The 18,502-nt window shown below is 62.4% G+C and carries 13 protein-coding genes, 1 pseudogene and 1 riboswitch; of the genes and pseudogenes, 4 read left to right on the top strand and 10 right to left on the bottom strand.

Translation table 11 applies throughout. From position 1 onward, the window contains the following. Nucleotides 1-46: 46 nt before the first annotated feature. The 3 genes from P3W85_RS07220 to P3W85_RS07210 are packed head-to-tail and all read right to left on the bottom strand — an operon-like array spanning nt 47 to nt 4,135. A complete protein-coding gene (locus P3W85_RS07220) occupies nt 47-1,165 on the bottom strand; it encodes a saccharopine dehydrogenase family protein (RefSeq protein WP_276264278.1) in 1,119 nt (372 codons plus the stop codon). Between the two features lie 55 nt (nt 1,166-1,220). Further along, nucleotides 1,221-2,852, bottom strand: coding sequence for a class I adenylate-forming enzyme family protein (locus P3W85_RS07215; protein WP_276264277.1), 1,632 nt, complete (start codon nt 2,850-2,852; stop codon nt 1,221-1,223). Then, nucleotides 2,852-4,135, bottom strand: coding sequence for an acyl-CoA dehydrogenase family protein (locus P3W85_RS07210; protein ID WP_276264276.1), 1,284 nt, complete (start codon nt 4,133-4,135; stop codon nt 2,852-2,854). Before P3W85_RS07210 ends, P3W85_RS07215 begins: the two co-directional genes overlap by 1 nt. A gap of 255 nt (nt 4,136-4,390) precedes the next feature. Between P3W85_RS07210 and P3W85_RS07205 the strand changes: the two genes are divergently transcribed. After that, entirely contained in the window at nt 4,391-6,823 is a 2,433-nt protein-coding gene (locus P3W85_RS07205) for a hypothetical protein (protein WP_276264275.1), read from the top strand. 38 nt (nt 6,824-6,861) lie between these two features. Beyond that, a complete protein-coding gene (locus P3W85_RS07200; RefSeq protein ID WP_276264274.1) occupies nt 6,862-7,071 on the top strand; it encodes a response regulator transcription factor in 210 nt (69 codons plus the stop codon). 202 nt (nt 7,072-7,273) lie between these two features. Here P3W85_RS07200 and P3W85_RS07195 read toward each other — a convergent pair whose 3' ends face one another. From P3W85_RS07195 to P3W85_RS07180, 3 genes and pseudogenes are all read right to left on the bottom strand, one after another. Then, the gene (locus P3W85_RS07195) at nt 7,274-8,230 is read right to left on the bottom strand and encodes an alpha/beta hydrolase (RefSeq protein ID WP_276264273.1); all 957 of its coding nucleotides are present in this window, start codon (nt 8,228-8,230) and stop codon (nt 7,274-7,276) included. Nucleotides 8,231-8,332: 102 nt separating this feature from the next. Then, nucleotides 8,333-8,543: pseudogene (locus P3W85_RS07190) on the bottom strand (transposase); the annotation flags it as partial. Nucleotides 8,544-8,936: 393 nt separating this feature from the next. Next, complete coding sequence (locus P3W85_RS07180) at nt 8,937-9,224, bottom strand: helix-turn-helix domain-containing protein (protein ID WP_051078547.1); 288 nt, start codon at nt 9,222-9,224, stop codon at nt 8,937-8,939. 543 nt (nt 9,225-9,767) lie between these two features. On the opposite strand from P3W85_RS07180, the gene P3W85_RS07175 reads away from it, so the two are divergent. Further along, on the top strand, nt 9,768-11,573 hold the full coding sequence (locus tag P3W85_RS07175; RefSeq protein ID WP_276264272.1) for a DUF885 domain-containing protein: 1,806 nt from the start codon (nt 9,768-9,770) through the stop codon (nt 11,571-11,573). 93 nt (nt 11,574-11,666) lie between these two features. Here the strand turns inward: P3W85_RS07175 and P3W85_RS07170 are convergent, their stop codons facing one another. The 4 genes from P3W85_RS07170 to P3W85_RS07155 all read right to left on the bottom strand — a co-directional run bounded on the left by P3W85_RS07170 (nt 11,667) and on the right by P3W85_RS07155 (nt 17,768). Further along, nucleotides 11,667-12,299, bottom strand: coding sequence for a LysE family translocator (locus P3W85_RS07170; protein ID WP_017229054.1), 633 nt, complete (start codon nt 12,297-12,299; stop codon nt 11,667-11,669). 20 nt (nt 12,300-12,319) lie between these two features. Next, nucleotides 12,320-12,403, bottom strand: a riboswitch (ZMP/ZTP riboswitch). Nucleotides 12,404-12,871: 468 nt separating this feature from the next. Then, the gene (locus P3W85_RS07165) at nt 12,872-13,726 is read right to left on the bottom strand and encodes an HlyD family efflux transporter periplasmic adaptor subunit (protein ID WP_276264271.1); all 855 of its coding nucleotides are present in this window, start codon (nt 13,724-13,726) and stop codon (nt 12,872-12,874) included. 256 nt (nt 13,727-13,982) lie between these two features. After that, nucleotides 13,983-16,526, bottom strand: a complete 2,544-nt coding sequence (locus P3W85_RS07160; protein WP_276264270.1) for a hypothetical protein — start codon at nt 16,524-16,526, stop codon at nt 13,983-13,985. A 21-nt stretch (nt 16,527-16,547) separates the two neighbouring features. Continuing rightward, nucleotides 16,548-17,768: a hypothetical protein gene (locus tag P3W85_RS07155; protein ID WP_276264269.1), complete on the bottom strand. Its 1,221-nt coding sequence runs from the start codon at nt 17,766-17,768 to the stop codon at nt 16,548-16,550. Here P3W85_RS07155 and P3W85_RS07150 point away from each other — a divergent pair. Then, nucleotides 17,767-18,090: a hypothetical protein gene (locus P3W85_RS07150; protein ID WP_276264268.1), complete on the top strand. Its 324-nt coding sequence runs from the start codon at nt 17,767-17,769 to the stop codon at nt 18,088-18,090. The genes P3W85_RS07155 and P3W85_RS07150 overlap by 2 nt on opposite strands. Nucleotides 18,091-18,502 lie beyond the last annotated feature (412 nt).

Here is an 18,502-nt window from a genome sequence, read left to right as displayed (position 1 = left end):
GCGCCGTGCAGTCATCCCGCACCTGCGCCGTCCTGTCATTTCCGCTTCACCGCTGCGTCACGTTCCACGCCAGGTAGCCCTGCTCCGCCTGGGCACCGATCAGTTCCCGCGCGCCGAAGGCCGCCGCCGGCGATGCAAAGCCCGTGGCCTTCAGCTTGCCGGCCAGCAGGCGCCGGGCTGCCTCTGCGTTGAAGACACCGGTCTGCGCATAGGGTGAATTGCCACGCAGCACGACCGATACCGATGCCGTGTTGCCGCGCCCGAAGCACGACAGCACGCAGCGATTGACGCCGGGGTTCTCGCGCGGGGGCTCCACCGTGGTCATGCCCTTGCCCCAGTCATTGGTGATCCTCTCCCGCTCCTCATGCGGGAGCTGCCGGCATTCGGCTTCGAACTTCTGCAGCATGCCGAACACGGCCTGGAACGCCTCCTGGTTCTTGAAGGACACCAGCGTGCGCGCATGGCGCACACGTTCGTCGCCCTCATACCAGACCGGCTCGCCACCACCGCTCCACGGCAAGGCCATGATGGCGGCGTGCTCGCCAGGCACATTCACGGTATACGCCGTGGCATAGGGCCATTCGACCAGCGCGCGGTCCTGGATGCGGTACTGCGGATTGGTGCACATACGCAGGAACGACATGGTCGATGCCACGCTGACCTGCGAGTCGGCCAGATACACGGTTTCCAGCGTGTCGATGCCCGGCGTTTCCAGCGCCAACTCCGCGGCCAGCACGCCTTCGGCCCACATATAGGAGTTCGCGGGGCAAAGCAGCAGGTCGCGCTGGCGGAACTTCTCGCCGAACTCCCGCTTCAGCAGCAGCATCCAGTCCTGCTCACCGGTCGTGTCGAGATAGTGCGCACCGGCCTCCAGCGCCGCCTGGACCACCGGCAGCCCCAGTTGCATGAACGGCCCCACCACATTGATGACGACCTTGCGCCCGGTGAACAGGGACAGCAGGTCGGCGTGTTCGTGCCGCACGCCCACGCAACGGTAGTCGTGGCCTTCCAGTTCCGGAACCAGCGCCATCTGCGCCTCCAGGCGTGCCTGGTCGCGCCCGGCCGCAATGAAGGGAATGCCGGCGGTGGCCAGTTTCCAGGCAATCAGCTTGCCGGTGTAGCCGCTTGCGCCATAGACGACGACTTGGTATTGATCGGTACTCATTTTGTGTCTCCTGATAATCAACGGCGGGCATGGTTTGCCCTGTCGGTTTTGTGGCTTAGGCCGGTACTTCCTGGAAAACGTTGTCGCGCCGGGCCTGGAAGGCTTCCAGCAGGAAGCGCTCCTGTGGTTTCTCCGAAGCCGTCTTGGGTATTTCCGCGATGATCTGGAGGTAGGCCGGGACCATGCCGGCACTCAGCCGCTTCCGGCAGCTGGCGAACAGGGCCTGCGGGTCAAGTGCCCGGCCGCTTGCCGGCACGATGGCGGCGACCACGTCTTTCTCGCCGGGTGCGCCGGATGCCGCCGGCACGCCGTAGACATAGACGTCGGCCACGCCTTCGCATTCGGCGATGACCTTCTCGATCTCGCCGGGCTGGATGAAATCCCCGTTGTGCCGGATGCCGCCGCCGATGCGGTAGTCGAAGTAGAGCCAGCCGTGCTCGTCGCGGTGCCCGATATCGCCCATGCGCAGCCAGCCATCGCGGGTCTTCTTCGCGGACGCGTCGGGGTTGTGCAGGTAGACCACGTCCGCCGGCGTGCCGTTGGCAAGCTGGAAGATCAGTTCTCCCGGCTGGTTTGCCGGGACATCACGGTCCTGCTCGTCGACGACCCGGACATTGAGGAAAGACGGTGGCTTGCCGATGCTGCCAACCGGCCCTTCGCCCAGGTTGACGGAGAGCCCGCCCTCCACCGCGCCGTAGAACTCGACGATGCGCACATCGAACCGCTTCGCGAACGCTTCCCAGATGGCCGCGGGCATGCCCGCGCTGATGACGAAGCGCACCGGGTTGTCCGCGTCGTTGGCCTTGGGCGGCTCGCTATAGACAGCAGTGGTCATGCCGCCAAGCAGCGTGAAGGTGGTGCAGCCATACCTGCGGGCGACGTCCCACAGGCGAGACTTGGTGAAGCGCCGGCTGAAAACCGCTCGCATGCCAAGCTTGAGCGTCGCGGCCAGCGTCACGATCTGTGCATTGCCGTGCGTCAGCGAGAGGCCGGTATAGGGCCGGTCATCGCGTACATAGCCAAACAGCGGCGCCCACCCCGCAGCGGCGCCGTAGCGCGCGTGCCGCATGACCACGCCCTTGGGATCGCCGGTGGTGCCCGATGTGTACATGATCTGCATCGGGGCCAGCGGATCCACGCTGCGGACAGTCTGCGGGGTAACCGCCGCGCCCAGGATATCCGCCATTCGCGGATAGTCACCCTGCAGCGGCAGTACCTTCGCGGAATCGGACTCCAGCAGCCATACCCATTGCAGGTCCGGGACGTCCTGCCTGACCGCTATCAGCGTCTGCAGCGCATGGTCGGCACAGATGACACCCCTGCAGCCCGAATGGCGCAGCATGTAAGCAAGCTTGTCGCCACGGGTGCGGGGATCGATCGGCACGAACACGGTTCCGCTGATCGATGCGCCGACCATGGCGTCGACGAACTCGGGGTGGTTCTGCATCAGCAGCGCAAACCGGTCGCCTGGCGCCATGCCCGCCTGTTCCAGGGCGGCCGCGATGCGGCAGCCATTCTCCCAGAGCTGGCGGTAGGTCCTGACCTCGGCCGGGCCGCCCTCGTGGTCGAAAGTCAGCACGTCGCGGTCCGGCTCCGATTCCGCGCGGTTGGCAATCAGGTTGGCCAGGATCAGTTCATCGCGCGTGGCCGCAGTGCCGGTTGCCACGCCAGCCTCGCTCGCGCCCATCACGCACGCTCCTCGTCGACCAGGTAGGCCCCGCCCTTGATGGCCAGGACCTCGTTGCAGCCATCCTCGATCAGCGACGCCCGCGCATCGCGCAGGATTTTCTCGATCGGATACTCGCGCGTCAGGCCATTGCCGCCGAAGATCTGCAGCGCGTCGCTGGCCACTTCGAACGCATGCTGCGTCGAGGTGATCTTGGCCATCATCCCGGCATGCAGCGCGGGCGGATCGTTGGTCAGGTTGTAGTGCACGACGCGCTGGGCAAGTGCCCGGGAGCATTCCACCTTACGTGCCAGATGGAACAGGCGGTGGGCCACCGACTGGTGACGGATAATCGGCAAGCCACCCTGCTTGCGCTCATGGGCGTAGTCGAGCGCCAGCTCATACGCGGACCTGGCCGTGCCGGTGAACACGGTGGCCATGATCGAATTGGCGAAGGTGTGGATGGCGTAGACCGCCGTCAGGTAGTCATCGGGGCCGGCGAGCAGGTAGTCCTTCGACAGGCGCACGTTGTCGAAGTAGATCTCGCCCTGGTTGAGCGCGCGCTGGCCCATCTTGTCCAGCGGCTTGCCGCGCGAGACGCCGGGAGCGTCCATCGGGACATAGACCGCGCAGCCGCGCCGGCTGTCCGGGCCGTTGCCGGAATCGGCGGCGCAGTAGAGGATGCAGACCTCGGCAATGGTGCCGTTGGATACCCACGCGGACTTCTGGCCGTTGATCACGACGGCATCGCCGTCCAGTGTCGCCACGCAGTTGGGCCGCCCGTAGTTGCCTTGGGGATGGAAGATCATGCGATTCGCATCCAGCGAGTCCGAGCCGTGGTCCGGCTCGGTGATGCCCCAGCAGCCAAGCATCGTGTCCGGGAAGCGCTCCATCAGGAAGCGATTGCCGAATGCGGCCGCCATGAAAGCGGGCAGCAGGCCGGCGCCGATCGAGATGGCCAGGCCCGCGTCGCCCCAGCCCAGCTCCTCGAACAACACGCAAAGGACCTCGGCGCGCTCGGACGGCTCGAGTTCGAAGATGGATTCGATGGTGAAGCCCAGGTCCAGGTACTGCTTGCGCGCCTTCCAGAACGGCGAGTCAGGCGCGATCACCTCGTCGGGCGTCAGCTTGTCGAGCCGGATGCCGACCGGCCGAAGCACCTCTTCGGCAAAGCGGTGGACCGTCTGCTGGACCATGGCCGCCGTCTCGGACAGCGCCGGTTGCGCGCCGAGGGGACCAAGCTTGGGTTTCGGGGAAGCCGGCATGGCTGCCGGTTCGACGTTAGGGGTGGCCGTGGCATGCATGGCGTGTCTCCTTGTGTTCAGGTTTCCGGTCGGTACGTCTGAAGGTGCGTCCGATCTCTGTGCCTGAAGCTTAGGGCGCCGTGACTTCCGCCTGCATCACGCGGAACCGTGAATCGGTGGCTGGCGCGGTGTCACGGAAATCCGTGATTGCGGGTGCGGTGCCTGATATGCCACTGGCGGCCAGCGCCGGGACGCGGTACGCTGGTGCCCGCGTGATCCCCCCGATCCTCGTGCCGCCAACGTCGAACCGTGCCCATGCTCCCTGGCAACGATCCATTCTCCGGCCCTCCCCTGAATCCGCTCAAGCTGGCGCCGCCCGGCGAGATCGGGCCAGGCGTCGAGCGCAGTGCCATTGCAGCCACCTGGGCTGGCAGCCGCGCCGCCGTGACGCTGGTCTGCGCCCCAGCCGGCTTTGGCAAGACCACCGCGATGCGACAGCTCCTGGTTGCGGCGCGGCAGCACGGCGTGCCGGCTGCCTGGCTGAATCTCGACAGCGCTGACAACGACCTGGGCCGGATCACGCCTTATCTCTGGGCAGCCCTGCACACGGCACTGCCTTCGCTGGGAGAAGCACCGTCAACCGGCCAGTGGATCGATGCCTCCCGGGGCCTGCCCGGAGGATCCGCCCGGCAGCTGCTCGACGTGCTGTCCCGGGTAGAGACACCCTTTGTGCTGTTCGTGGATGAATTCGAGCTGGTCAAGGACAGCAGCGTGCTGTCCCTCTTCAGCGAGCTGGCCTTCAGCCTTGGCCCGGGCCAGCGCCTGGTGCTCGGCTCACGCCACAAGCCTGGCCTGCCGCTCGGGCGCCTGCGCGTGCAACAGCGCCTGCTGGAAATCGACGCGCCGATGCTGCGCTTCAGCGCCGGCGAAGTCCGCGACTACATCACGGGCTGCCGTGGCATCGGCATGGCGGATGCGGACCTGGGCGAACTCCAGGCCCGCACCGAGGGTTGGCCCGCGGCGCTGCAGCTCGCGGCCTCGGCACTGGCCGGGCGCGCAGACTCGCGCGCGTGGCTGCAGCAGCTTTCCGGCACAAGCGGCAACCTCGCGGAGTACCTGGCCGAAGACGTGCTGTCCAGGCTGTCCGAGCCCCATCGCCGCTTCGTGCTGCGCTCGTCCATCTTCGAGGCGTTCTGCCCCCAGCTCTGCGATGCGGCGTTCGGGAGCGCGGACAGCGCGGACTGGATTGCGCAGAGCGTCAGCGACAATCTCTTCCTGTTGCCGATCGAGGCCGAAGGCGACTGGTATCGATACCATCCCCTGTTCAGGCAGTTCCTTCGTGCACAACTCTCGCGCACCGCGGCGCAGGAACTGGCCGGGCTGCATGTGCGCGCGGCGAACTGGCTGGCATCGACGGCCCGCTACGCCCAGGCCATCGCGCATGCTTCGGCTGCCGGCGATACCGCGCTGAGCGCCGACCTGCTCGAACGCTGCGGCATGGATTATGTACGTGGTGGGCAAATGGCCCTGGTGGTGCAGTGGGCGGACACGCTGCCGCACGCCGAACTTGAACGGCGTCCTGCCGTGCTGGCCGCTACCGCGTACGCCATGGTTTTCCTGCACCGGTATGCCGCCGCGGAACGCCTGCTGGGCGCGCTGGAGAAGCATCCCGGAGCCAGCCACGAGGAAGACGTCACCGTCTTGCGGGTCATGTTGTCAGCCTGGCTGGACCGGATGGACGATGCCGTCCTGGCGGCGCGCATGGCCCTGGCGGGCGCGGAGCCCGCGTCGCCCTTTGTCAGCGGCCTGCTCCACAACGCGGTGGCGTACGGCGATATGCTGCAGGGACGCTTTGTCCCGGCCCGGCATGCCCTGCTGCAGGCAAAGCGCGAGCTCGAATCCGTCAACGCGATCTACGGATTGACCTACAGCGCCTGCATCGAAGGCATGATCGACATGCTGCAGGGCAATGTCCGCGACGGCCTTGCCCGCTTCAGTGCCATGCTGAACCGCATCATTGCCAGCGGGCAACGCTACACGAGCTCGGGCCCGGTTGCATGCACACTGCTGGCTGAAGCACTCTACGAACTTGGCGACAGCGCCGCCGCCGACGCGCTGCTGAGCGAATACCTGCCCCTGATTCGCGATACCTGCCTGCCGGACCACCTGATCGTCGCCCATCGGCTTGTTGCCCGCATCGCTTGGCTGGGCGGCGACTCCGGCAAGGCCCTGGAGCAGCTCAACACACTCCAGGAACTTGGCGACGCACGCGGCATTGCGCGCCTGGGCATGGCGGCCGCCGTCGACAGGAGCCGTCTTGCCTTACTGGCGGGTGATGTCTCCAGCGCAAGGCATGCGTTGACCCTGGCCGCGTCATTGGCGCCACCTTCCGGTACCCTGATGCGTTACTCGGACGACCTCGACGATCTCGAGATCGCCAGCTTTCGCATTGCGCTGGTTGCCCCCGACGAGGAAGCCGATGTGGAACGCGTCGAAGCCGCACTACGCCTTGCAGAGAGCAGCGGCCGTGCGCGGCGTGCCGTGCGCCTCGCCTGGCTGCTGGCGCAGGCGCACCATGCCGCGGGCCGGTCAGCGCAAGCGCAGATCTGGCTTGAGCGTGCCCTGGCACAGGCCCAGGCATGGCAGGCACAGCGGATCCTTGCCGATGAGCCGTGGCATCTGCAACCACTGCTGGCGTCGCTGGCACGCGGCAGCATGTCTTCGATCCGCGGTACCTTGAGCGGCTGATACAGGCCGCACAGGCCTCATCGCAGCGCGGGACGCCCGTGCGCGGCGAACAGGAAGGCCTGCTCAGCCCCCGTGAACTCCAGATCATCCGGCGTGTCGCCGATGGCCATTCCAACAAGGCCCTGGCGCGCTTGCTGTTTGTTTCGGAAAACACCGTCGAGACACACCTGCGCCGCATCAATGGCAAGTTGGGCACAGGCAACCGGATGCAGGCCGTGGCACGCGCGAGGGAACTTGGCCTTTTTTGAGACGATCGCCTGGCGTGGGCGGCCTCGCTGTTGGCTGCTTATTTGTAGCGCTTGCGCGCAAAGGCTGCCAATACTTGTTCGCCAGCCGGCGTCGGCAAGCTTGCCATGGCACGGGCGATGACTGCAGACAGCCGGAGGTGATTGCCGCAGATTGAGAGCAAGTGCGGTGATTGGTTTCTCCCGAGCACATCACAAGCCAATGTCACATGGCCATGAGCGCGGCAATCTCCCCCAGGAATCGGATCGAAGCCTGTTCCAGTTGCGCAATGCCTGGCTCCTCCACTGGAAGATGGCCGCAGTTTTCCAACATGACCAATCTCTTCTCGCCCTTGATGCGGTCAAAGAACTGCCGGCTCGATTCGAAGCCCGTCCAGCGGTCGTTTCCAGGGTGCGCCAGCAGGATAGGGCAGTGATCGAAGTCTTCGGGCTCAATGTTCGGCCGCACGGCGAAAATTGACTGCATGAAAGCGAGCGGCACGCGTACGCCGCCACCATAGGGGTCGTCGGCAACGAGCCGGTTCAGCGAGGGATTGTTCGACATCGCGTCCATCCTGGTAAACCACTTCACGGGCAGTCTCAGCCTGCCGATCAGAGGCGCGCAGATGGGCAACAGTGGCATCATGGCGTGCAGCACCAGCGCGTTGCGGGCAAACTGGCGCTTCACCAGCGATGAGCGCGGATCCGCCAGGGTGGTGGCGATCACGCCAGCAATCGGACCAGCGCCCATCCGCGCCGCGCACAGGTAAGCCAGATAGCCACCAAGGCTGCCGCCGCACAATACTACGCGTCGCCCGGTGTTCCGGTACTCGGTGGACGCCAGATCGCATAGCAAGTCGGTCCACGCCTTGTAAGTGACCAGTGACGGTGGCGCCTGGCTCAACCCGTATCCGGGTAGATCCGGGGCTACTACCTCGTAGCCGGCGCCGTGCAGTAGTTTGCCAAGCGGCGCGAACAGTCGGCCGTAGCCTCCCCCTCCATGCACCACGATCACCGTCAGCGGCGATGCGGCGCAGGGGAACCGATCCACATGGATCGATGCTCCCCGCCAGGGGAGCCACTCTTCATTCGGACCGCTGGCGGCGGCTACGCGCGCATGTGCTGGGAAAAAGGACTGGTACTGTTCCCAATAGGTTTCGGTCTTGTAGCTTGCCTGGAGCATCGGTAGATTGTGTAGCGGAACGCGCCTGGCGGAATAATCTAGCTGCCCAGCGGCCGCCGCGGTGGACGAAAAATAGAGTTTGACACAGCACGCCGAATAAAATCATGCGCTTGGCGACGCACGTGATTGCATCCCGACGAAACAGAGTTTGACACGAACACAATAGACGGAGAGAACGATTCCTTTGGGGAAGATACTGTCTCAAGAGGCCGTTCGCGTTTTCGTTCGAGCCGCATTGCCATGGATGCCGAGGATTGCAGAAATAGGCCTTGATGTCCGTGGCCATGGTGAAACGCTTGTGTTCCGCCATCTCGGATCACATTGGTAATTTCGGCGAAACTGCGCATCTTCTCGACTTTGCCGGGAAGATGCGCAGAGACGAAGGCAAGCCGAGCAAACCCGCGTCAAGAACTGGAAGGCTTGCAACGCTGGCTTGATCGCGAAGGGTGATGTGACGATGGGAATCGAAGACAACGCGCTTGCAACAGCGGCTGATGCAGGTCAACCTAAGCGCGGCAGGCCCCCTACTCGCTATCCACCAGTGGGCGGCCTGGAATTTCGGCGGTTAATTGCAATAACAGCCTGGCCATTCTGGCGGAGGAAGATCGAATCCGTCGCCATCCTCAGGCCTACCGTCGCGGTAGTGACTTCTTCTCGATTGCCGAGATTAATCCTTTGCGTTCAGACTGGCCTGCCCGGCCGGCAGTCAATCCCATTCCCGGTCCCTGGCACGCCCTTCTTCATATGCCTTCGACTCTCGTGCCGCATGGGACGCCGCCTGCTCGAGGAGAGGTACGTGCTCCTTTGGGACGACCAGCATGGTCAAACCCAAGCCGTCTAGAGCGCGGAGTACATAGTCGAGGTGGACGCCCTTCCCGTTCTCCAGCTTCGACAGCATTCCCACGGACACCCCGCACATTCGGGCGGCCTGATCGATGGGGAGTCCTTGGGCGGCGCGAGTCGCGCGCACTCTATCCCCAAGATGGGAGCACATCTTGATCGTGGCGCGGGATGGCAATGTTGAATCTGGCAACGGTCGTGGCATGTGCAACCCGAATGGACTGGAACTCCTGCGAGGAGCGGCCTGAATATTATTTCACGAAAGTGAAATAATATCGAGAATTGTCTTGCCTCGTGCCATGCTGGAGGGCCACCGCGTCAGCGGGCAGCAGCGATATCGTTGACATCTTCCGCGCGGACCAGATCCATACTGGCTGGAAGATGCGCCGCCATTCGGCATGTGCGAAGCCAATCCGGCCGAGAATTGGGTACTTTTGAATCTCTGGTAGCGGCCGTCACCGGCATGTGGGCGTCCGCTTCTGAAAATGAAATGCCGGGATGGGTTCAATGCCGAGGCCTTGTCGATTGTCACGGCTATACGATTCGACTCGGCCCTTTGCCGATACGCTAAGGTTTCTACCTAGAGTGCACTGGTGATGGCCCCGCTATCCTGCTCGATTCTGCAGCTACTGCACCCGGAGTGGGGGAGAACCATATGGGATGGCTTCGTGGTTGTCGCAATGGCCAAGGATTGCTCGTGGTGAAGCATCGCTTGGCATGGCTTGCGCTGGCACTTGCTACGACCGGCTGCACCTGGAGTGCCAGCTCACCGTCGGGGCAGCTCGACAGGTTGTTTCGCTCGTACGCAAACGATACTGCGCCATATAACCCGTTCAGCGCAAGCGATTCCGGCGTGCGCAAGTACGACAGCGTCTTTGCCAACGATCTCAGCGAAGAATATCGACGCAACTTGACCGCCTTGTGCCGGCGTTACCTGACGGCGGTAAAGGAGATTCCCCAAGCGGAGCTTTCACGGCAGGAGATCTTGAGCGTCGAAATCTTCCGGCGGCGGTTAGACGAGTGTATCGAGCAAGAGCGCTTTCGCTGGTATCTGATGCCGATCAATCCGGCCGGCGGCTGGCCTGCCGCATTTCCGGTGATCGGCTCTGGCAAGGGCAGCCACCCGTTCAAGACGGTGCGCAACTATGAGGACTTCCTGAAGCGGATCGACGGCTTCGTCGTCTGGACCGATACCGCAATCGCCAATATGCGTGAGGGGATGCGGCAGGAAATGACGCAACCGCGCGATCTGATGATCCCGGTGCTAGCCCAGTTGGAAGCACAGATTGTGAAGCGTGCCGACCTGAGCATGTTCTATCAACCTATCCGGCAGTTCCCATCGGATTTCGACGAGGCGAGCCGGAACTCGCTTACCGTGCAATATTCGATGGCGATCGAATCGAAGCTCATCCCGGCGTACCAGCGACTGCGAACTTTTATCCGGGACGAATATCTGCCTGCATGCCGCACGAGTGCGGGCATTGGGGCACTACCGGGCGGCAACGAGATGTACCGCAGTGCCGTGAAGCGTTCGACCACACTGGACTTGGAGCCTGACCAGATTTACCGCACTGGCCAAGCTGAGGTACAGCGCATCCAGCAAGAGATCCACCGGCTGCGCACGGAGATCATTGCAAGCGGGGAAGCGCCACTGCCCGCCTATACCGATGCCGAGAGTCTGTTGGCAGCCTATCGGGAAACCGGCGCAAAAGTGAATGCCGTGCTGTCCGGAGTGTTCGGACGCCTCCCAACGACAGGCTACGAGATCCGGGCGATAGAGGCCTACCGGCAGCAGTCGATGTCATCGAGCTATATCTTTCCGCCAACTGACGGCTCGCGTCCGGGAATTTTCTACCTCAACGCCGCTTCGGTGTATGGCGGCAACGGCAGTGCCTCGGTCTCGCAGAGCCTCTTCCTTCATGAGGTCGTCCCGGGTCACCATATGCAAATAGCACTGCAGATTGAGAATAAGTCACTGCCGCTGTTTCGGAGGAAGCTCTGGTACAGCGCGTTTGGTGAAGGGTGGGCGCTGTACGCAGAAAGTCTGGGCAGTGAATTGGGGGTGTACGCTACACGGCATGACCAGCTTGACATGCTGCAGCAAGAATTGCTGCGTTCGGCACGGCTGGTGGTGGATGTAGGCCTGCACGAAAAGGGCTGGACAAAGCAAGAGGCAATCGACTACCTGCACAGCCATGGTGGTGGATCGGACGCCAACACGCGTCGTGAAGTGGAACGCTATATGTCCTGGCCCGGACAGGCGCTCAGCTACAAGATCGGGCAGCTAAAGATCCTGGCGCTGCGGGATCGGGCACAGGCCCGGCTTGGCCATGCCTTTGACATTCGTGAATTTCACGACGAGGTTCTCAAAGATGGCGTCATGCCACTAGACCTGCTGGAACGCAAGATGGACCAATGGATTGCCGCGCGGCAGAAGGTGCGGGGTGAGTCGAGCGAGACTGGCATTCCCGATGTCTCGCTCGACCAGATAGGGATTCGCTAAGCGTGCCGCGGTGCGAGCAGGGTTGAGGCGCGGTGTTTCCCTCGGAACCAATGAAATGTTCTTCACCTTCGCCGACGTATTGGCAAGGTGACGCTATTTCTTGGATTCGTATGCCATCCGCACCGCCAGACCTGTAAGAACGCCTCCCATCAGCCAGCGCTGCACCGATAGCCATAGCGGGCGTCCCGACAGGAAGGTAGATATCGACCCGGCCGTCACTATGATCAATGCATTCACAGCGAGGCTGATCGAAATCTGAACGCTGCCGAGCGCCAGCGATTGCGTAAGCACACTGCCGTGTCCTGCCGTAATGAATTGGGGAAGCAGAGACAGATACATGACGGCGATCTTGGGATTCGCCAGGTTGGTGATAAACCCCATGCCAAAGAGCTTCCTTGGGGTATCGACCGGTAGGTCACGTACTGCAAACGCGGACCGTCCGCCCGGTTTGACCGCTTGCCAGGCAAGATATAGAAGGTACAAAGCGCCGCCGAAGCGAAGCGTGTCGTAAGCGTAAGGTACGGCAAATACGAAAGCTGTGATTCCGAATGCTGCACAGAGCATATAGAACACAAAGCCCAGAGCAACGCCTCCCAACGAAATGAGGCCTGCGCGTCTACCTTGGCAAATTGAGCGGGAAATCAGATAAACCATGTTCGGCCCTGGCGTTAAAACCATTCCCAACGCCACAAGAGCGAACATGAAAATATTTTCGAAATCAGGCATAACCCATCTCCAAGGATAGTAGGCAATGCCCAGGCGCGCGGCGGCCAGCAACCTCATGCTCCCCGATAGTGCTCTATCTGTATGCGCCAGTCACATGAGTGCAGAGACTATAGCACAGGAGAAAATACTTTATGGGGGAGCCAGTGCGCTTACAGACAACCAGCGAACATGGGACGATCACTGGTGTCCATCGGGCTGACAAAGTGGACCGATCGGTTTTCCGGACTTCAGGCTTTGTGCCGAAGAACTAGCCGAAAGTGCGCGGCTCCGGCCAGAAGGGGCTGGTACTAACGGTGCCCAAAACAGCGTCTTGACAACCAGGGGCGTCGACTTGCGAATCGCGGTGTACGGGTGGCTGCGGCGGTAATCGTGTGTTGTTGTCGATCTATGGTGCGATGTCTTGCCACGCTCTATTCCCGATCATCGGGTCGCCCGGAAAACGAACGTCCTCTCGCCGGAATGTTGAAAGGCTGTTGTGGGCAGGAGACGACCGGCGCTGGTCGGTGTCGCACGTCGGTTCAGCGAGATGAGCATGCTGTGCGGAATCTGGCTCTTCGCGCCGGGCTGCGCGATCAAAGGCCGCGTTCACGCTGCATCAGACCGAGCAGCGCAGTCCAGGCATCGCCGGCCAGGCTATGGCGCTGGCGTGCCAGCAGCACGGTACCCGGCAATTCCCGCGTCAGCGGCAGCGGGTCGCAATGCGACAAGCGCACGCGGAAGATGGCCGTGGTCGGCGCCAGTCCATTGTGCTGGCTGCGCGTGACCGCGATGGGGCCGCCGTAGAGGCTGGCCAGCGTGCGTTGCTCGAGGCCGGCTACGTTGACCTGGTCCGTGTGCGCGGTGGCGCAGCGCACCGAGCCGAACTCCGGCAGGTTGGCGACGAAGACGCCGCTGCTGCCGGCGGTGAGCGCGGCATGGTCCTGCTCGCCGATGAAGGCTTCCGCTTTCAGCTCGCTATCCTGGCCGACGATATGGTAAAGCGGCTCGCCGCGCGCCAGCCACGCGCCATCGGCGAGGAGCAGGTTGGCATTCACCACGCGCCCTGCAAACGGCGCGCGCACCTCCAGGCGCTTGCGCTCTTCGGAAAGACCCGCCACTTCCGCCTGGGCGGCGGCCCAGCGGCGGCGCAGCACATCGCCCTCCTCGCGCAGCTTGGTGGCAAATGGCTGCTGCTCGACCTGCCAGCGCAATTGCTGTGCTTGCGCCTGCGCGGCGGCCAAGCGGTAGTCCAGGTCCGGCGACACCAGCTGCGCCAGCAACTGACCGGCGGCCACTGCCTGCCCGGCATGCACCGCGGCGCCGCTCACGTAGCCGGGCTGGGCCGCGTAGAGCGACTGGCTCTGGCTCGCGCTGAGCACGGCCGGCGCGCGCAGGGTGCCGCGCCAGGGAATCACCATCACGGCAAGCAGCACGGCAAGCCCGGCCACAGCGCGCCTGGTCTGCGCGTTTCAGGGCAAAGTGCTGCCGGATCGGACTGAAGCTTGAAAGGAATGCCTGCTTGCGCCGAGGGCACTCGGATTGTCGGGACTGCAGAAGTCCTGGAGGCGATCAATCCCCTGTTCAGAGCGTCCGAGACCGACGACACGATCTGAGATCTTCCCAAGCGCAGCCGGCGCTTACCGTGCACACCGAATGTGTGCGATGCACAAATGGTCGATGTTCTGCTATCCAGCGCCGATCAATCTAGGCAGCCGCTTCGGCCAACATCTCATCGTTTGCCGCATTCGAAATCAGCGGCTTGCCGTCGAAGGACTCAAGGACATCGTTGACGTCATAACTCAGGACCGGCCGCTGCTTGACGATGCCGACCACGACGGGCTTGACCAGCATATTGGCAAATGCCTTGTGCGAAGTGCTGGCGTACATGACTTCGAGCGCCTTCGCGGTGATCACATTGTTAAGGTTGGCACTCAGGCTCTCCACCTCGCGTTCGGTCAGCATGAATAGCACGGCCAGGTATTCAACTTGTCGCTGGACGATTTCCAGCATCCTCTCCCCGTCTTCCTTCATCAGGCTCTTGGCGATCGAGTTGGTCACGGTGCCGGCGATCGCGCCACCAATGAAGCCGCCGGCGAATTTGCCGACCCAGATGCCGACCGGCCCGAAGGACGCGCCGATAGCGCCGCCGGCGATGGCCCCTACGGCGCCTCCTGCCGTGCTGCTTGCCGTGACGGCCAGGTTCTTGGTGAATTGGGCGCCCGACATGCAGCCGCGGATCATCTTGAGCAAGTCAGGTCCCGATGACACCGCCACGATGACCAGCGATGCCACGACGGTTCCGCGAAGAGCGTGATTGAGCTGGTTGCGGCTGCTCACCCCCATGCTCTTCTGGAGCGCTTCAGCCATGGGCTTGGAGATTCTGCCCACCTCGATGTACTTCACCGCCGCCTGCACCGTGGCCAGCCGATGCAGCTGTTGCGTACCCACATAGACGACCAGTGTCTTGCCGAAGGTCTTGCCGCCCTGTATGCAGGCAGCTTGCAAGGACTTCTTTGTGTCATTGGTATTCAGGTAGGAAATCGTCGCCGTGACGGCGAAGCTGATGCCGCCGGCACCGATGCTGACGATAGCGCCCTCCTGCACGTCGTATTTGACCGAGTCGAAGGTGCCGAAGCGCGTGATGCTCTTTGCCTGCTCGTAGGTCAAGTGGCCCTTGACGACAAGGTCCTTTGCCTGCGCGGGATCCGTAACGCCTGGCACTTTTCCTTGCTCGATCTTGCCTTTCATTGTCTTGACAGCTTGATCGTACTGGTCTCGCGGCACCTCGATAGGCATGGGCTTGCCGTCCGAATCGAAGTAGCGGAAGGTGCCATCGCCTTTGTTATCGAAGGCACTGCCGATACTGCGCGCGCCGGTGCTGCAATATTTCGTCTGGATCTCTTGTCCATTCACCAGGCGGTCTGCGCCATTCTTTGCATTGTCGTCGCCAATCACCTTGGCGGATTTCCCTGCGAGCCTGTCATGCATGGTATTCGCCCTTTCGGCTGCGAAGCCATGCCCCTGCCCCCCGGCGGCAACCATCTTATGGTTCTGCGACCAGGCCCCACCCATTTCGATCACAAGAAAGCCGGTCGACGAAGCGTCGCTCAAAAACTCGCTGAGTGGCTTGTCTTTGATCGATGTGCAGATCTGCTCCGTCTCATGGCAAATGGGCGAGCAGTACCATTCATCATTCCTGGCACCGCCGTGCTCACGCACCAGGCCGCATGAGCTGCAGCAGTTCAATTCGTCTTTCCGGCCATGCGTGACGATATAGGAGCCATCATCGAAATCGCATTGCTCCACGAAATCGAGGTATCGATCGAAATAGTCTTGCGCTTCTGCCTGTGGCACAGGAAAGTAATCGCCGATGCGCTGCCTGGCCACATCGCGGTGATGACGCAGTTCCTGTTCCAGCAATGCCCGGTATTGCGTGAGCGCGGTATCGTGGCAAGCCTTGTCGAACAACCAGATCTCGCCGCAAAGCTCGAAGAGCTCGACCAGGCCCGCATTGTTGGCCACATTTGCCACCCCGAGGACGATGGTTTCGACATCGTCGGCGTCGACCTGGGAAGAACCCTTGTGAAGCGCCGCGATCGTCGCGGTCAGGTTAAGCGCCTTCTTGTTGCCTGCGATCGTGGTCTTGATGCCCCGTATTACGTCGGCATAGCCCTTCTCAAAGACAATGGCTGCGACCATGACCAGGCAGGAAGCCACGCAATATCCCAGGTCAAACCACCACACGGTGGATGATCGCGAGAATACCAGTGTCACCAGCGCGGGAAAGAAGGCCTGTACGATGACAGAGAACAGCCAGAGGCTGATTGCGCTGAAGAACAACTGATAGGTGAGGTCGGCCTTCTGCGCCGGCAGGCTGATCTCGAGGCCATCGCGCTCGGCTGCCAGCCGGCGTTTGTGCTGCACATGGATAAGGATGGGCAGCAATGCAGGAACCAGGTATTTGAGGCTGTCGATTCCAAGTCCCGATATCCAGCCGTAACCGTCATACGCCACCCAGACCGCCACGGCGCAGCCTATGACCATCGCTATCCCGCTGGCCATGGGCCGGCGGTTGTTCTTGCGCGCTAGCCGTTCGATGCCCATGCCGATTGCCACGGGCACCCCTACCACGACGGCAAGTGCGATGCCCGCCAGCGCCGCTGCAATCTTTAGCGCGAGGGGCACAATCTTGCCCAACAACGCCAGCGCCATGCACAGGAGAAAAAAGCCGATGATGATTTGTAGCATGAGACGTTCCGAAAAGGCCGATCAGTTCGCTTGTGTCTTGAGCTGCTCGAGCAGCTGACGCTGCTGGGCAAGCTCGGCTTTCTGGCTCTGCACGTCGGAAGATAATTTCTCGAGTTTGTTGCGCTGATCCATCAGCTGGTCTTGAGAAGTCTGAAGACTGCCTTGTTGCCGCGCGCGCTTTTCTTGTAGCGCCGCGCCCGACCTTTCGACATTGGCCGTCACGTCGCTCGTGATGTCATCCTGGAGCCTTGCGCGGCGCGCGTCGAATTCCTGTTGCGTGGCTTTCACGCGGCTCGAGTAAGTGTCGCGGGCCAGGTCGAGCTGTTCGCGATACTGCTTCTGTATTGCCGACTCCTGCTCGCGAAGCTGACGGCTCCTTTCGCTGTACTCGTCACGGGACAGGCGCTGGCTCTGCATGTCCCGGTACTGCGCCTGCAATGCCTGCATTTTTGCGCGATAGGCTTGCGTCAGCGTCGCGTTGCGCGCGTCAAGATCTTTCCTGTGCCCATCCAGTCTTTCGCGCATTTCGGCTTGCAGCCCCAGACTGGCTGCCTGCACCTCCCGTCCGACGCTCGATCTGATGTTCAGTTGCTCCTGCTGCAACTGCTTCTGTTCGGACTCGAGGTCGTTTTGGATTTGCTGGACGCTTTCCTTGAACGCATTGTTCGACGCATCCCATTCACCGGTTCTTTGGGAGAACAAGGCTTCATCGTTGCCAAGCTTCTCTTCTCTTTTCTGGAGCTCTGTCTCCGCCGATGCGAGGAATGCATGAAAGCCCGGATTGCCCACGATGACGATATTCGCGCCATGGGCGGTCTTCGGCGCACCGTCAAAGAATGCAGCGGCACGGTCGAAATCGAACTGACTGCGCCAGCTTTCCCCGTCGAATCTGGCATCCGCGGTTCCGGACAGGGATTCCACTTCGCCCTTCTGGGCGGCTGGCACCAGGACCGCGGTATTGTTCAAGGTCCCGATTTTTTTGTACAAATCCTCAGTAGGGAGAACCGTCGCGGTGAAGCGGTAATGCCATTGCCGAGGTTCCCGGCGCACAATTTCCCACGCCTTGATCTGTAGGCCTCTGACCTGCCATTGATTCGAGAGCTTTCCGGCGAGTTCGGCTTTCATATCCGGGCCGTAATCGCCGCAGCCCGCCAGCATTGCGCTTTGGCAGACGATGAGGACGCAGGCCATCCACTTCAGCGGGAGAGATTGAATTCTTCTTCTGACTGGTGGATGTTGCATGATCCTCAAGATGCTGTTGCTGTTGGCGGCCGTTGCATGTGTAACGGCAATCAACAGAAGAAATTTAGCTCTTGGGGCGGCAATCGCGAGCGGTCATTGTCCTTTGACTGCTTTCAGGCATACGGTGCATGCGCCGGCAGTATCGGCCATCGGCCACCCCGAACGACGCGCGCTCGCCGTTCTCGCGGCGGAACCGGCCGCAAGCGGAAACCGCAGCGTCTTCGACAAGGCGGCAATGCTCGCAAACCGAGACTTCGTCCTGAACGATTGCGCCGCTCGGGTGGTCATCGAGGTGCTTGGGATGTCCGGCAACGCAGACTGAAGCCAGGCTCTCGCCTGCGTTCGTGACACACCCCGGCCAATCCTCTGACAAGGCCGGGCAGCAGGTGACGCACTCAGCAAGCACCCGCGCTTTCCAGCCGCCAGAGATTAGTCAGGTCGAAACCGCTGCACTAGCCTGCGTTCCGCCCGGCCAGCAGGAAGTCGGCCACACGCAGCGTGTGGCCGGTGTGGGTGCGAACCACCTCCAGCGGCCGCACCAGGCCGGCGTGTTCGGCGGGCGTGACCCCGTCGCTATGGGAGATCGCCGGTTAGTGCAAGTTGAGCCTGCTGTGCGCATGCGGCTGCAGTTTGCCGAGATATGCATCGGCAATGGCATCTCGCACGCCAAGGACGTATGCGGGGCTTCCGGGCAGGACATGCCCGCCGCCGACCTCGGCCAGGCGCTTCTAGTG

The sequence above is a fragment of the Cupriavidus basilensis genome (genome assembly GCF_029335485.1).
GTDB lineage: Bacteria > Pseudomonadota > Gammaproteobacteria > Burkholderiales > Burkholderiaceae > Cupriavidus > Cupriavidus basilensis_E.
The sequence above is the reverse complement of the archived record's forward strand: the minus strand, read 5'-3'. Positions and strand labels throughout refer to the sequence as shown.

What these genes read in the sequence shown, in the direction of transcription:
- P3W85_RS07160 (WP_276264270.1), bottom strand. Translation starts at nt 16,526, where the DNA reads ATGCTACAAATCATCATCGGCTTTTTTCTCCTGTGCATGGCGCTGGCG.
- P3W85_RS07210 (WP_276264276.1), bottom strand. Translation starts at nt 4,135, where the DNA reads ATGCATGCCACGGCCACCCCTAACGTCGAACCGGCAGCCATGCCGGCT.
- P3W85_RS07180 (WP_051078547.1), bottom strand. Translation starts at nt 9,224, where the DNA reads ATGTGCTCCCATCTTGGGGATAGAGTGCGCGCGACTCGCGCCGCCCAA.
- P3W85_RS07215 (WP_276264277.1), bottom strand. Translation starts at nt 2,852, where the DNA reads ATGGGCGCGAGCGAGGCTGGCGTGGCAACCGGCACTGCGGCCACGCGC.
- P3W85_RS07205 (WP_276264275.1), top strand. Translation starts at nt 4,391, where the DNA reads ATGCTCCCTGGCAACGATCCATTCTCCGGCCCTCCCCTGAATCCGCTC.
- P3W85_RS07170 (WP_017229054.1), bottom strand. Translation starts at nt 12,299, where the DNA reads ATGCCTGATTTCGAAAATATTTTCATGTTCGCTCTTGTGGCGTTGGGA.
- P3W85_RS07195 (WP_276264273.1), bottom strand. Translation starts at nt 8,230, where the DNA reads ATGCTCCAGGCAAGCTACAAGACCGAAACCTATTGGGAACAGTACCAG.
- P3W85_RS07220 (WP_276264278.1), bottom strand. Translation starts at nt 1,165, where the DNA reads ATGAGTACCGATCAATACCAAGTCGTCGTCTATGGCGCAAGCGGCTAC.
- P3W85_RS07155 (WP_276264269.1), bottom strand. Translation starts at nt 17,768, where the DNA reads ATGCAACATCCACCAGTCAGAAGAAGAATTCAATCTCTCCCGCTGAAG.
- P3W85_RS07150 (WP_276264268.1), top strand. Translation starts at nt 17,767, where the DNA reads ATGATCCTCAAGATGCTGTTGCTGTTGGCGGCCGTTGCATGTGTAACG.